Annotated in this window: 11 protein-coding genes; 6 read left to right on the top strand and 5 right to left on the bottom strand. The window is 71.1% G+C overall.

Going from position 1 to position 13,423, the window contains the following annotated elements:
• Positions 1–156: 156 nt before the first annotated feature.
• Positions 157–1,365, bottom strand: a complete 1,209-nt coding sequence (locus AC5L3X_RS27835; protein WP_494860789.1) for an acyl-CoA dehydrogenase family protein — start codon at positions 1,363–1,365, stop codon at positions 157–159.
• Between the two features lie 174 nt (positions 1,366–1,539).
• A complete protein-coding gene (locus tag AC5L3X_RS27840; protein ID WP_494860832.1) occupies positions 1,540–2,466 on the bottom strand; it encodes a glucosyl-3-phosphoglycerate synthase in 927 nt (308 codons plus the stop codon).
• A 623-nt stretch (positions 2,467–3,089) separates the two neighbouring features.
• Between AC5L3X_RS27840 and AC5L3X_RS27845 the strand changes: the two genes are divergently transcribed.
• From AC5L3X_RS27845 to AC5L3X_RS27855, 3 genes are read left to right on the top strand one after another with little or no spacing between them, the layout of a single operon-like run.
• Positions 3,090–4,352 carry a hypothetical protein gene (locus AC5L3X_RS27845; protein ID WP_494860791.1) on the top strand — a complete coding sequence of 421 codons (1,263 nt, stop codon included), beginning with the start codon at positions 3,090–3,092 and terminating at the stop codon, positions 4,350–4,352.
• Positions 4,349–5,071, top strand: coding sequence for an endonuclease/exonuclease/phosphatase family protein (locus tag AC5L3X_RS27850; protein WP_494860792.1), 723 nt, complete (start codon positions 4,349–4,351; stop codon positions 5,069–5,071). Before AC5L3X_RS27845 ends, AC5L3X_RS27850 begins: the two co-directional genes overlap by 4 nt.
• Positions 5,072–5,086: 15 nt before the next feature.
• Positions 5,087–5,764, top strand: coding sequence for a hypothetical protein (locus AC5L3X_RS27855; protein WP_494860793.1), 678 nt, complete (start codon positions 5,087–5,089; stop codon positions 5,762–5,764).
• A gap of 21 nt (positions 5,765–5,785) precedes the next feature.
• Here the strand turns inward: AC5L3X_RS27855 and AC5L3X_RS27860 are convergent, their stop codons facing one another.
• Positions 5,786–7,258: a helix-turn-helix domain-containing protein gene (locus tag AC5L3X_RS27860; RefSeq protein ID WP_372459714.1), complete on the bottom strand. Its 1,473-nt coding sequence runs from the start codon at positions 7,256–7,258 to the stop codon at positions 5,786–5,788.
• Between the two features lie 278 nt (positions 7,259–7,536).
• Here AC5L3X_RS27860 and aceA point away from each other — a divergent pair, with 278 nt between their 5' ends.
• From aceA to AC5L3X_RS27875, 3 genes are all read left to right on the top strand, one after another.
• Complete coding sequence (gene aceA, locus AC5L3X_RS27865) at positions 7,537–8,823, top strand: isocitrate lyase (RefSeq protein ID WP_189129122.1); 1,287 nt, start codon at positions 7,537–7,539, stop codon at positions 8,821–8,823.
• 201 nt (positions 8,824–9,024) lie between these two features.
• Positions 9,025–9,534, top strand: a complete 510-nt coding sequence (locus AC5L3X_RS27870) for a SigE family RNA polymerase sigma factor (protein ID WP_494860795.1) — start codon at positions 9,025–9,027, stop codon at positions 9,532–9,534.
• Positions 9,531–10,751, top strand: a complete 1,221-nt coding sequence (locus AC5L3X_RS27875; RefSeq protein WP_494860796.1) for a TolB family protein — start codon at positions 9,531–9,533, stop codon at positions 10,749–10,751. Before AC5L3X_RS27870 ends, AC5L3X_RS27875 begins: the two co-directional genes overlap by 4 nt.
• Before the next feature lie 54 nt (positions 10,752–10,805).
• On the opposite strand, the gene AC5L3X_RS27880 is transcribed toward AC5L3X_RS27875, so the two are convergent.
• Both AC5L3X_RS27880 and AC5L3X_RS27885 read right to left on the bottom strand, forming a co-directional pair.
• The gene (locus tag AC5L3X_RS27880) at positions 10,806–12,323 is read right to left on the bottom strand and encodes a serine/threonine-protein kinase (RefSeq protein WP_494860798.1); all 1,518 of its coding nucleotides are present in this window, start codon (positions 12,321–12,323) and stop codon (positions 10,806–10,808) included.
• A 240-nt stretch (positions 12,324–12,563) separates the two neighbouring features.
• Entirely contained in the window at positions 12,564–13,397 is an 834-nt protein-coding gene (locus AC5L3X_RS27885) for a siderophore-interacting protein (RefSeq protein WP_494860799.1), read from the bottom strand.
• Between the last annotated feature and the right edge of the window lie 26 nt (positions 13,398–13,423).

Genomic DNA, 13,423 nt, shown 5'->3' on the forward strand with positions numbered 1-13,423 from the left:
GACCTTGTGATGATCAGTCCGCGCTGCCCGCTCGTCGCCTTTACAGCGTAGATCACATCCGTTCGAGACCGCTCACCCAGAGAGTGAGCTCGCGCGGGCCCTGACGAACGGCGCTCTCAGACGACCTTCAGCACCGGTATCCGAAGGCGGGTCCGTTCAGCGGACGGGCAGGCCGGTGACCGCGCGGCCGATGATCAGCCGCTGGATCTCGGACGTCCCCTCGAAGATGGTGTAGATCTTGGCGTCGCGGTGGAAGCGTTCCACCGGGTGGTCCCGCGTGTAGCCGGCGCCGCCCAGGATCTGGATGGCCTGTTCGGTCACCCAGACCGCCGTCTCCCCCGCCACCAGCTTGGACATCGACCCCTCGGCCTGCTCGAACTGCCGGCCGTTGCGGGCCATCCAGGCGGCGCGCCAGGTCAGCAGGCGGGCCACGTCCACGCGGGTGGCCATCTCGGCCAGGAGGAAGGCGATGGCCTGGTTCTCGCCGATCTTGCGGCCGAACTGCTCCCGCTCACGGGCGTAGTCACGGGCGTACTCGTAGGCGGCGCGGGCGATGCCGACGGCCATCGCGGCCACCACAGGGCGGGTGGTCTCGAAGGTGCGCATCGCGCCCTGCTCGCCCGCGCGCTCGCCGTTGCGGACCCTGGCGAGACGGGCGTCGAGTTTGTCCCGGCCGCCGAGCAGGCAGGATCCGGGCACCCGGACGTTGTCCAGGACGACCTCGGCGGTGTGGGAGGCGCGGATGCCGTGTTTGCGGAACTTCTGCCCCATCGACAGGCCGGGCGTGCCGGGCGGGATGACGAAGGTCGCCTGACCCCGGGTGCCGAGGACGGGGTCGACGGAGGCGACGATGACGTGGACGTTGGCGATGCCGCCGTTGGTGGCCCAGGTCTTGACGCCGTTGATGATCCAGTCGCCTCCGTCGGGGACGGCGCGGGTGCGGATGGAGCCGATGTCGGAGCCGGCGTCGGGCTCGGAGGCGCAGAAGGCGCCCAGTTTGATGTCGTTCTCCGTGCCGAACATCTGCGGCAGCCATTCGCCCATCTGCTCCGGCGTGCCGTTGGCGGAGAGCGCCGCGGCGGCCAGGCCGGTGCCGACGATGGACAGGCCGATGCCGGCGTCGCCCCAGAAGATCTCCTCGAACGCCACGGGCAGCGCGAGGCCGCTCTCCTCGAACCACTGGGTGGCGAAGAAGTCGAGCGAGTAGAGGCCGATCTTGGCGGCCTCCTGGATGACGGGCCAGGGCGTCTCCTCGCGCTCGTCCCATTCAGCCCCGGCTGGGCGGACCACGTCGCGGGCGAACGCGTGCACCCAGTCGCGCACCTCGGCCACGTCACCGCTCAGTTCCGGACAAAAGCCGCTCATGCCCGCGCTCCCTGATATATCCGCGTATGTTCACTTTGGCCCGTGCGCGAACGCCCGTGCGCGAGTACTCCGGCACGAACCGCCGGGCGCGCCGCCAGGCCACCCCTGCCGGCGCAGCCGACGTGGTGGCAACAACTTACCGACCAGTAGCCCGCATCGGAAGCCGGGGCTCCGTCAGGGCCGCACGGTGACCATCGGCGGGCGTTCGGAGATGGCGACGTCCCTGGTCACCGGCTCGTGGCCACCGGCCGTACGGCGGAACTGCGTGAGCAGTGCGGCGGGATCGTGCGACGCCTTGATCTTGCCCTGACGCTCCAGCCGTGACCAGGCGGCGAGCATGATCTGCGCGGCCATCCCGCCGAGAGCCTCGGTGGACTGTGGCGCGTGCGCCCGCGAGCCCAAATCGACCTGGGCCAGCCCGTCGAGCCCGACCAGCTCTACCAGGTCGATCAGCAGCCCGAGCTCCACCCCGTAGCCGGTGACGAACGGCACGCGTTCGAGCGCGGAGCGGCGGCCGGCGTACTCGCCCGCCAGCGGCTGGACGAACCCGGCCAGCTCGGGCCAGTGCAGGTTGATCAGCGGCCGGGCGACCAGCTCCGTGACCCGCCCGCCACCGTTGGCGAGACCGCCCAGCGGGCGGTCATAACACCCCTTGACGTACGAAATGCCCGGGTCGGCCAGCAGCGGCCCGAGCAGCCCGGTCACCAGGGAGGCGCGAAAGTCACGGATGTCGGCGTCGACGAACGCCAGGATGTCGCCCGAGGTGACCGCCAGCGACTTCCAGAGCGCCTCGCCCTTGCCGTCGAGCGGCTTGAGGTGCGGCAGGATCTCGTCCTGCGCGTGCACCCGCGCTCCCGCCCGGGCGGCCACCGCGGCGGTGTCGTCGGTGGAGCGCGAGTCGATGACCACGATCTCGTCGACGACGCCGGACAACTCCCGCCGGATCACCCCGACGATCTCTCCCACGGTCTCGCGCTCGTCCCGGGCCGGCAGGACGACGCTGATCGAGACGTCGCCCTTGGCCTCGGCGAGCGCGCCGAGCGGCCAGTCGGCGGCGGAGTGGGTGCGGTGACGCAGCCAGGCACGCACCTCGGGCAGCACACGCCCCTCCCCCGTCGATGACACGCCCCAAGCTTAGGGTGTGGCCTCGATCGGCTCGTCGCCGAGTGCCGCGACGGGCTCCACCCCGCACGCGGGAGACCGCCACGGCTCTCGGGCGGTGCGGTGGGCACGGAGAGGCTCCCCGGCGGGCAACGCGGCGCGCGGGGGACACCGATTGCCGATGATTGGTGAAATATGCGGATAGCGCCTATCGCCAATCGACGGGAATTGAACGGTTGTCCTCCGGGGCACTTCGGCGCCGCCAAGGGAAGCATCAGCGGTCAGGAAATCCCCGCCATGAACCTCCGCCTTTAATCCATAAATCGCCGACCGTATCCGAATTGGCCGATAACCCACACGACAGCGGCCATCAACGTACACCCGACGTCGTGGACAGAGCGTCGATAGCGGCTCCATGCTGCTGTGATACCCGAGTCGCACCCACCGAAGGTCAAGGATTCACGGCAGATTGGGGCAAGTCATAAATGACCGACTCTCGGGCGGATAGCGAAGTTCCGGAATGACAACAGCATTGCGGGCAGGCGCCGTAATCCCATATGCATCGACGCGACATTCGACCTTGGTTACCTTTGGAGTAATCGACGTCACACCACGGGGTGAACGTGATCGACCAGAGCCTGCAGGCGGGCGACGTCCGCCGGCACCGCGCACTCAGGACACTCTTCACCGCGGGTCCCCCGGCCGCGGCGTTCACGGCTTACGGCGTGCTCATCGACCACCTGCCCGACACCTGGTTCACCGTCGACGTCCTGCGCTACCTGCTGGCGCTGCTGGCGGCCGGCTGCGTCTGGCTCGGACTGGCCGCGTTACGCCGGCTGCCGGCGGTGGCGGCCCTGACGAGCGGATCGACGGCACTCGCTCCCGATGTCCCCGCCCAGGTCGGGCGGGCACCCACGGGAAAAGCGAACACCGTCACGGGACCGCCCGCGCGGGTGCTGGTGGTGGGCGCCAGGCGCCGGTTGATCGAGACGGCCAGGGAGGCACCCGGTCATCCCGGCCTGTTCGGCTGGTGCCAGTTCCTGGGCGAGTCGCTGCCGCCGAGCGCCACCGGCACCTCGTACGGCCTGCGTCTGGTGCTGGCCATGGACCTTCACCACCCGACGCTCGACCGCAGGATGCTGGTGCGCACGCTGCTCGCGCTGCAGTGCGGCGGCGGAGGCTGGGCGGCACGCAGCCAGCGGGGCATCGGCAGGCCCGAGGTGACCGCCTGGGCACTGGGCGCGGCGAGCCGGGCCGGGCTGGACCCGGTCGAGCAGGCCCGGCTCGTCGGGCTGCTGGAGGAGATCACCGAGAGGGACACGGTCGGGCTGGAGCGCACCACTGTGGTCACGACCGTGGTGTCCACCTTGGCCGAGATCGCCCCGGCCTCGCCGCTCCTCCCTCACCTGGCCGACCGGCTGATCGCCTCAGCGACGCACGCGCGCGACGAGGTCGGCTGGGGGGAGCGCCTGGTCGGCGAGCCGCCGCCGTCGGTGGCCCACACCGCCCGGGCGATCGTCGCGCTGCGCCGCGCCGCCGACGTCCTGCCCGGCCACGGCGATCTGGACGAGTCGGTGCAGGCAGGACTGTCCTGGCTGGTGAAGGGCGGAAGCGATCTGGCCGATAGCCATGAACGTCTGAGACGGCCGGTGGGCACGGAGCTCGACACGATCACCATCGACCACTTCACCGCGGCGTGGGTCGCCAAGGCACTCATGGCCTGCGGCGACCCCGATCCCGACCTACTACGCGGCGCCGTCGAGGCGGTCCTACGCCGCCAAGAGAATGGAATCTGGCGATGGAAAGAGTGGCGTCCCATCTGGATGACCTACCAAGGGTTGAGCGTGATGCGCGACTACGCGATGCGGCGGCCGATCTGGATGTGATCTCCAGGATCAGAGTGGGCACCTGGAACGTCCACGAGGGAGTGACGGATCACGGCGACGTGCTCGACGAGGCCGTCGAGCACGTCCTGGCCGAGCGGCTCGACCTGCTCGCGTTGCAGGAGGTGCCCTTTCCCGAGGGCTCGCGGTCGTCGCCGCTGCTGACCGAGCTGGCCGAGCGGACCCGGTTGCGCCACTACCAGGCGAACGTGCTCTCACCCTCCTGGCTCGTCCAGGGGAAACGCTCCGGTGTGGCGGTCGCGAGCAGATTCCCGATCGAGGCGGCGGCGGTGGCGGTGCTGCCCAACCCCCGTCTGGAACGCGGCGGCATGCTCTCCTTCGACAAGGGCACCGTGACCGCGCGCGTCAGGGCCATGGGCCGTCTCGTGGCGATGACCTCCCTGCACATGCCGCCCTTTCACCGCTTCGGCAGGCGTGCCGACGACCCTGACTTCGGTTACATCTGGGACAACCTGGCCAAGCAACTCGAGCCGGAGGAGGACGAGGTGACCGTCATCGCCGGCGACTTCAACACATCTCACCGCCGCCTGCTGCTGCGCCGGATCGGGGCGGACCTGGCGACGTCGGTCACCGGCGCCACCCGCAGGGGCAAGGCCGTCGACGACATCGTCCACTCGGCCTCCGTGGCGCGAGTGTCGGCCCGGATCGTCCGCACCTTTTCCGACCACTGCCTGTGCGTGGCCGAGCTGGACCTGGGCTGAGCCGTGGATGACCTGGTGGATGCCCTGCGATTACCCGACCTGGTGGCGGCACCGGCGCGACGGCAGCGGGCGATCCTGAGCCGGTTGTCCGGCCCCGGCCCGGTCGCCCGGCTGCTGGAGGACCTCCTCGCCGACGAGGCCGCCGTGCTCCGGGTCGCCCGGATGTCATACCGGCATCCGCTCGGCTTCGACAAGTACGTCCTGTGGTGCCGGCATCCGGCCGGCCGCCTGCACATGCACGTGTGGTGGCCGGACGCGCACCACGAACGTGAGCACATTCACAACCACCGCTTCGCCTTCTCCTCGGCGGTGGTCGCCGGGGTGGTGCGGTCGGCGTTGTTCGAGCGGAGTGAGACCGGGCGCCCGTACGACAGGTTCACCGACAGCACGCCGCTGCACGCCGACGGGTGGCGGCTGGAACGCCGGGACACGGTCGTGGTCGCCCGGTCCGCGACGCTGGAGGTCTGTGCCGGGTCGGCGTACTCACAGGCCGCCAGCACCCTTCACCGCGTGGAGGTGGCCGCCGGGCCGGCCGTCACCCTGTTCTTGGAAGGCCCGGTGACCAGGTCGCACTCCGAGGTGCTGATCGAGCCGGGGCAGCGGCCACCCGGTCGCCTGCGGCGCACCCCGTTCACGCCGGACCAGTTGCGGGAGCGGCTCACCCTGGTGGGCGAGACCCTGCTCGGGCCGTGAGCACGGCCGCCGGCAGGAGGGTCAGGCCGTCGCCGCGTGCCGTTCGAGGAAGGTGTAGACGTCGGCCTCGTCCACGCCGGGGAACGAACCGGGCGGCAGGGCGGCCAGCACGTGGGAGTTGCCCCGGGCCGACGGCCAGGCGTAGCCCTCCCAGCGTTCGGCCAGCTCGGTGGGCGGGCGGCGGCAGCAGTCGCCGTTGGGGCAGTTGGACTTGGTGCGATGGGTGGTCTCGCGTCCCCGGAACCAGCGCGACTCCTTGAACGGCACGCCCAGCGTGATCGCGAAGTCCCGCTCGCGGGAGGGATCGACGTGGGCGACGCAGAAGTACGTGCCGGTGGGGGAGTCGGAATACTGGTAGAAGACGGAGAAGCGGTCGGGCGAGGCGAACACCTGCCGCCCCGACCACTGCAGGCACATCCGCTGGCCCTCGATCGCGCCCTGCTCGTCGGCGGGGAAGACGATGCCGTCGTTCTCGTACGCCTTGTAGATGATGCCGCCCGCGTCGTTGCGGACGAAGTGGCAGACCAGGTCGAGGTGGTGGGTCGCCAGGTTGGTGAAGCGGTGGGCGGCCATCTCGTAGGACACGGCGAACACGTCGCGCAGGTCCTCCACCGATAGCGCGCGGTCGGCCTTGGCCTCCTTCAGATACAGGGCGGCGGCCTTCTCCGGGACGAGCACGGCGGCGGCGAAGTAGTTGGCCTCGGTCCGCTGGCGCAGGAAGTCGGCGAAGTCGCGCGGCTTGTCGTGGCCGAGGGCGAGGTGGCCCAGGGTCTGCAGCAGGATCGTGCGGGGGGTGTGCATGCCGAGTTGTTCGTGCTTGACGTAGATGCGGCGGTTGCGCAGGTCGGTGATGGAACGGACCGATCGGGGCAGGTCCTGCGCGGTGTGCACGGTGTAGCCGAAGTGGGTGACGAGGCTCTGGATCGTGCTCTGCGACAGGGCGCCGGTGCGGTAGCCGACGGAGTCGAGCGCCTCGGCGGCGGCCTTCTCGATCTCGGGAAAGTAGTTGCCCAGCTCGCGCTGCGTACGCCGTAGCTCGGCGTTGGCGGCCCTGGCCTCTTCGGGGGTGGCGGTGCCTCTCGCCTGCCGGGCGCGGAGCTCGCCGTACAGGCCGAGGAGGTGTTCGAGCACGTCGTTGGGGACCCGGGCGGAGACCTTGAGCCGGGGCAGGCCGAGCGCCGCGTAGATGGGGTCGCGCTGCGCCTCCTCCAATGCGATCTCGAGCTGGGCGCGGCGGTTGGGCGGCTGGCGGCGCAGCAGCTCCTCGACGGGCACTCCCAGCGCGCCCGCCAGCGACTTGAGCAGCGACAGCTTCGGCTCGCGCTTGCCGTTCTCCAGCAGCGACAGCTGGCTGGGCGCCCTGCTGACGCGGCTGCCCAGGTCGGAGAGGGTCAGGCCGCGTTGTTTGCGCAGGTGGCGGAGGCGCTGCCCAAACGCGATGAGATCGAGCTCCTGCGTCAAAGACAGCGGTTCTTCTCCCAGCAAGGACGCCATGTGGGCATCTTAGTCGGAAATTCCGCCTATCTTCCAGGCCCCGACCCGCCTCCGGGGGCCCGGCGCGGATGTGACAGCCGCCGCCCGCCCGCGCGGGCCGTGTCACATGAATGGTCTAGTCCATCGGGAAAACTCTCGTTTTCTTCTCCACTGAATACTGGCGAGTCTTGCCTGCAAAGGAAATCTGGCGATTCTTCTGTGCGTACACCACTGTTGATCGCCCCCTCGCCGGGCAGAGACTCGACACAAGCCCCAGGGGACGACAAAGGAGTGGAAACATGGACGATCGCCTCAAGGGAGCTGCTGAGCAGCTGCGGAACGAATGGGACAACGACCCTCGCTGGGAGGGCATCGAGCGCACCTACAGCGCCGAAGACGTGGTCCGGTTGCGGGGCAGCATCCAGGAGGAGCACACGCTGGCCCGGCGCGGCGCCGAGCGCCTGTGGAAGCTCCTGCAAACCGAGGACTACGTCCACGCCCTCGGCGCGCTGACCGGCAACCAGGCGGTGCAGCAGGTGAAGGCCGGGCTCCAGGCCATCTACCTGTCCGGCTGGCAGGTCGCCGCCGATGCCAACCTGGGCGGCCAGACCTACCCCGACCAGAGCCTGTACCCGGCCAACTCGGTCCCCGCCGTGGTCCGCCGCATCAACAACGCGTTGCTCCGCGCCGACCAGATCAGCTGGTCCGAGGGTGAGTCACGCGAGTGGCTGGCGCCGATCGTGGCCGACGCCGAAGCCGGCTTCGGTGGCGTGCTGAACGCCTTCGAGCTGATGAAGGGCATGATCGCCGCCGGCGCGGCAGGCGTGCACTGGGAGGACCAGCTGGCCTCCGAGAAGAAGTGCGGCCACCTGGGCGGCAAGGTGCTGATCCCGACCGGCCAGCACATCAAGACGCTCAACGCCGCCCGGCTCGCCGCCGACGTGGCCGGCGTCCCGTCACTGATCATCGCGCGGACCGACGCCCAGGCCGCGACGCTCCTGACCAGCGACGTGGACCCCCGCGACCAGCGCTTCACCACCGGCGACCGCACCGCCGAGGGCTTCTACCGGGTGCGCAACGGCGTCGAGGCGTGCATCGCGCGCGGCCTCGCCTACGCCCCGCACTCCGAGCTGCTCTGGATGGAGACCGGCACCCCCGACCTCGACGTGGCCCGTGAGTTCGCCGAGGCGATCAAGGCCGAGTATCCCGACCAGATGCTCGCCTACAACTGCTCGCCGTCCTTCAACTGGAAGAAGCACCTCGACGACTCCACGATCGCCAAGTTCCAGCGGGAGCTGGGGCACATGGGGTACAAGTTCCAGTTCATCACGCTGGCCGGCTTCCACTCGCTCAACTACTCCATGTTCGACCTGGCCCAGGGCTACGCCGCCGACGGCATGACCGCCTACGTCGAGCTGCAGGAGGCGGAGTTCGCGGCCGAGTCGCGTGGCTACACCGCCACCCGCCACCAGCGCGAGGTCGGCACCGGCTACTTCGACCTGATCAGCACGGCCGTCGCGCCCGACTCCTCGACGACCGCGTACAAGGGCTCGACCGAAGAGGAGCAGTTCACCGCCGCTCACTGACACTCCTGGCTCGCCGGCCACCACCAGGGCATGGGTAGGTTCCCCCGGCGACGAAGGGCCGCGCCAGGCTCCCCCCGGCCTGGCGCGGCCCTTCCATGTCCGGACGCCCTGTCGGGACGCCTTGTCCGGACGCCTTCGTGCAACGGTTTCCCACCCGATCCGCTCTGAGAGATGACGGAGACGAGGAAAGGGCGAAGGCTGGTGGAACCAGACTCCCGTTTCGCGGAGTTCGTGGCCGAACGGGGCGACGCGCTGCTGCGCTACGGCCACGTACTGGCCGGGAACCCGCACGACGCGGCCGACCTGGTGCAGGAGGCCCTGATCAAACTGCGCGGGACCTGGCCACGGGTGCGGGCCAAGGACAACCCGGAGAGCTACGCGCGCACCATCATGGCCCGGCTGCACATCCGTGCCTGGCGGCTGCGGCGGCGCGAGCTGCTCGCCTGGGACCTGCCCGAGGGCGAGCATCACGATGTGCTGCCCAGCGGCGACGAGCGGGCGCTCTGGCAGGCGCTGGCGACGCTGCCCCGCAAGCAGCGGACGGTTCTGGTCCTGCGCTACTACGAGCAGCTGACCGACGCGGAGATCGCACAGGTGCTGGGCATCTCCCGGGGCACCGTGCGCAGCCAGGCCTCGCGGGCGCTCGTCAAGCTCCGCGTCGCCGCACCGGATGCCATCAACCCACAGCCCGTACGGGGGGACGCGCGATGAACGACCTGGAAGAGACCCTGCGCAGGACCCTCGGTCACGCCGCGGGGCAGGCGCCGCCGGCGCCGGACCGGCTGGCCGAGGCCGTGGAGGCCGGCTACCGCAGGCGGCGGCACCGCGGCCAGGCACTGCTGGCCGCCGGGGCGGTCGTGCTGCTGGCGGGCGGCGCGGCCATCGCGCTGCGCGGCGGAACGCTCCAGACCCTGCCGGCCACCGTCCCGACCAAGACGCCATCGGCCGTCTCGACGACGCCCCCTCCGATCGAGCAGGTCTGGCCGGAGGCGGTGCGGACACTGCCGGTCAAGCTCCCAGGCGGGCGGACCATCCGCGAGATCAGGCGCATCGACGACCACACGCTCCTCGTCACGACGTGGTCCCGCTTCGAGAGGACGAATGCCGTCTACGCCTACGACCTGGACACGCGGAACCTGCGCAAGATCGCCGACGTGCCGACGCCCCAGGGCACCGTGCTGTACGCCTCCGGCTTCGAGGTCGGCGGCGGCAGGGTGCTCTGGTGGACCGCGCTGAAGGGCGGCAAGGGGCAGATCTGGTCGGCGCCCCTGGCGGGCGGCCAGGCCGAGATCGTCGTCACCCATCCGGTCGACGACAGCGGCTTCGACGCTCTGGAGGTGGCCGGCGACCGGATCGTCTTCTCCGTGCGGGACGGCGGGGTCTTCACCGTCCCGCATGCCGGCGGGCGGGCGGAGCCCGTCGAGGGGGGCGAGGACATGCACCTGCTGGCCTGGCCGTGGATCGGCCGGTCGGGAGGGTACGGCCCCACGGACGAGCCCAGGTTCGGCTCGATCCGCAACGTCGAGACCGGCGAGACCAACACGGCCGTCACCCAGGTGGACGAGAAGCACATCGTCTGCGGCCTGACCTTCTGCGTGGGCGCCAAGCCCACCGGCCCGTCCTTCCACCGGCTGCGTGACGGCTCCGGGGAACAGAAACTGCCCGGCGGGATGCACCCGCTCGCCCTGCCCGGCCGCTTCCACACCGCGTCGGTGCTCGGCGAGGGCCCGCGCCGGCTGGGCCTGGGCGGGGGTTGGCAGGTCGTGGGAGTCGTGCTGCACGACATGACGACCGGGAAGTCCGCCGACCTCGGCGTCCGGCCGGAGGGCGACAGCGTGCAGAGGAGCTACCCGGACAGCCGGCAGCGACTACTCGCCTACACCGTCGGCGACGAACTCCGCGTCATCGACTTGACCAGGATTCCGTAGATCGGACGTGCCGGGAGGGGACCGTCAGCACACCGGCCAAAACGTGCCGGCATCTCATGAAGAGCCGGTGGGCGAGGGTGTCGGCGGCACCGTGGGGGTGGCGGAGGGGTCCGGTGACTCGCCGGGCCCCTCCTGCGGGATCGTGGTGATCGACGTGGTGGGTTGCGGGCAGCCGCGCCTGGCCGCGTTGGCGCGGCGTCTGGCCGCCGGGCCGGCGCACGGGTCGCCGTCGTCCTGGCCGCCGGGGTCCCTGGTCTCCGGCTGCCGGGAGCCGGTCTGCCGCTCGGGCGTGGGGTCGGGGACCGTGGACGGGCCCCGGGTGTGAGTCCCGGTGACTCGCACGGTGGGCGTGGCGGGCGTGGCGGGCGTGGCGGGCGACCAGGTGCCGGCGCTGGGCGGGACGCCCCCGGTGAGGGTGGCCGGCGGCCGCAGCGTCGAGTCGGCCGTGGCCCTCGGCACGTGCGACTGGACGGCCACCGGGAGGTCGGGCAACGGGGAGCCACCGCCGATGCGCGTGTCACCGCCGCCGGACGCGGCGATCACCGTCACCGCGGCGATCGACACCGTGGCCAGCGCCGCGAAGCCGGCGTGCGACAGGCCGGCCCCGCCCTTGGCCCTGCGCCCGCGCTTGGGCGCGGTGGGCCGCCGGTCGCCGGGCGGCGGCGCCAGCCGCACCCGGCCCGCGCCGGCCGGGTAGGGCACCGGCGTCCAGATCTCCTCCAGCACGCCCGCGACGGCCTCGCGCAGGTCCCACGGGTCGCCCACGCCTCCCGCCGCCAGCAGCGCGCGCAGCAGCTCGGCCGCCTTGGGACGGTCCGCGGGCTCCTTGGCCAGCGCCGCCTCGACGGCGGGCCGCAGCAGCGCGGGCACACCCTCGACGCGCGGATCCTCGACCATGATGCGGCGGGCCAGCACGTCGGCCTCGCCCCCGCCGAACGGATGGCAGCCCGTGGCGGCGAACGCCACCAGGCAGCCCCAGGCGAACACGTCGGACGCGGGCACCGCGGGCCCTCCGGTCAGCCGCTCGGGCGACACCCAGCCGGGGCTGCCCATGACCTGGCCGGCCTGGGTGTGCGCGGCGAGCGTGTCGACGTCGCGGGCGATGCCGAAGTCGATGACGCGGGGCCCGCCGGTGGACAGCAGCACGTTGCCGGGCTTGAGATCGCGATGCACCAGCCCGGCGTCGTGCACGGCGACCAGCGCCGCCGCCACCCCGAGCCCCACCCCGTAGGCCAGATCGGGGGTGAGCGGGCCCCGGGCGGCCACGACCTGGGAGAGCGCCGGGCCGGGGACGTATTCGCTGACCAGGTAGGGACGGTCCCGGTCGGTGCCGTCCTCGACCACCGCTGCCGTGCAGAACGGGACGATTCGCCGGGAAAAAGTGACTTCTTCGGCGAAACGGGCGCGCAACGTGGGATCCTTGAGGTGCACGGCATGCGGCGTCTTGAGTGCGACCAGACCGCCCCCCGGGTGCTCCGCCAGATAGACCACGCCCATGCCCCCGGTGCCCAGCCGGCCCAGCAGGAGATATCGGCCGATGATCACCGGGTCGCCCACCGTAAGCGGCCTCACGCCTGGAGGCATGTCGCTCGAACCACGCGCCATCCGAGTTTCGCCTCTCCTGTCCGGGACACGGCAAAGCACACTGTGGCCTCATCGGACGGGCGTTTCCGCATGACCTCCAGAAGGGGTATCGGTGGTAAGGCGTTCGTACCCCTGGAGTGAGTAAGGGCTGTGGCGTGGTGGTCTGAAGTGGCGTTTCGCCCCTGACGTGCCGCGCGGGAACGATCGACCGCGCGCACCCCGGAGAGATCAGCCGAGGGCGGCGGCCTCCTCGGCCTCCACCTGACGGTTCCAGTCCTTCTTCACCGCGCGCCAGGCCTCGTCGTCGACCCCGGCACGCCAGTAGCCGGAGATCGACAGCCGCTCCATCGGCACCCCGCGCTCGACCCTGAGGTGGCGCCGCAGCCGCTTGACGAACCCCGCCTCGCCGTGCACGAAGGCGTGCACGTCGCCTCCGGGGAAGGCCAGCGCGGACACGGCCTCCACCAGCGCGTCGCCGAGCGGGCGGTCGTTGCGGTAGAGCCAGGAGACCTGGACGTCGGCGGACGCGCCCAGCTTCAGCTCGTCGCGGGGGCCGTCCACCTCCACGAACACGTGGGCCGGCACCCCCTCGGGCAGCGCCTCGACGGAGGCCGCGATGGCCGGAAGCGCGCTCTCGTCGCCCACCAGCAGGTGCCAGGCGGCCTGTGGGTCGGGCGCGTAGTCGCCTCCCGGCCCCAGCATCATGATCGCGTCGCCGGGGACCGCCCCCGCGGCCCAGGGCCCGGCCAGCCCCTTGTCGCCGTGGTGCACGAAGTCGATCGTGAGCTCCAGCGTCTCGGGGTCCCAGGCGCGCACGGTGTAGGTGCGCAGCCGGGGCCAGACCTCGCGCGGCATGGTCTCACGCACCTGCTTCACACTGAACGGGGTCGGGTAGTCGACCCCCTCGTGCGGGAACACCAGCTTCACGTAGTGGTCGGTGAGCCCCCGCGTCGCGAAGTCGCGCAGGCCGTCACCGCCCAGCACCACGCGGATCAGGTGCGGCGTCAGCCGCTCGGTGCGCAGCACCACACCCAGATGGTGATCCCTCGGCTTGTCGGTCATCGCACGACTCCTCGCGACTGGTTAGG

Source organism: Nonomuraea sp. CX421 (assembly GCF_059358955.1).

Coding starts and splice junctions, on each gene's coding strand:
- AC5L3X_RS27835 (WP_494860789.1), bottom strand. CDS start 1,365: ATGAGCGGCTTTTGTCCGGAACTGAGCGGTGACGTGGCCGAGGTGCGC.
- aceA (WP_189129122.1), top strand. CDS start 7,537: ATGGACGATCGCCTCAAGGGAGCTGCTGAGCAGCTGCGGAACGAATGG.
- AC5L3X_RS27885 (WP_494860799.1), bottom strand. CDS start 13,397: ATGACCGACAAGCCGAGGGATCACCATCTGGGTGTGGTGCTGCGCACC.
- AC5L3X_RS27875 (WP_494860796.1), top strand. CDS start 9,531: ATGAACGACCTGGAAGAGACCCTGCGCAGGACCCTCGGTCACGCCGCG.
- AC5L3X_RS27860 (WP_372459714.1), bottom strand. CDS start 7,258: ATGGCGTCCTTGCTGGGAGAAGAACCGCTGTCTTTGACGCAGGAGCTC.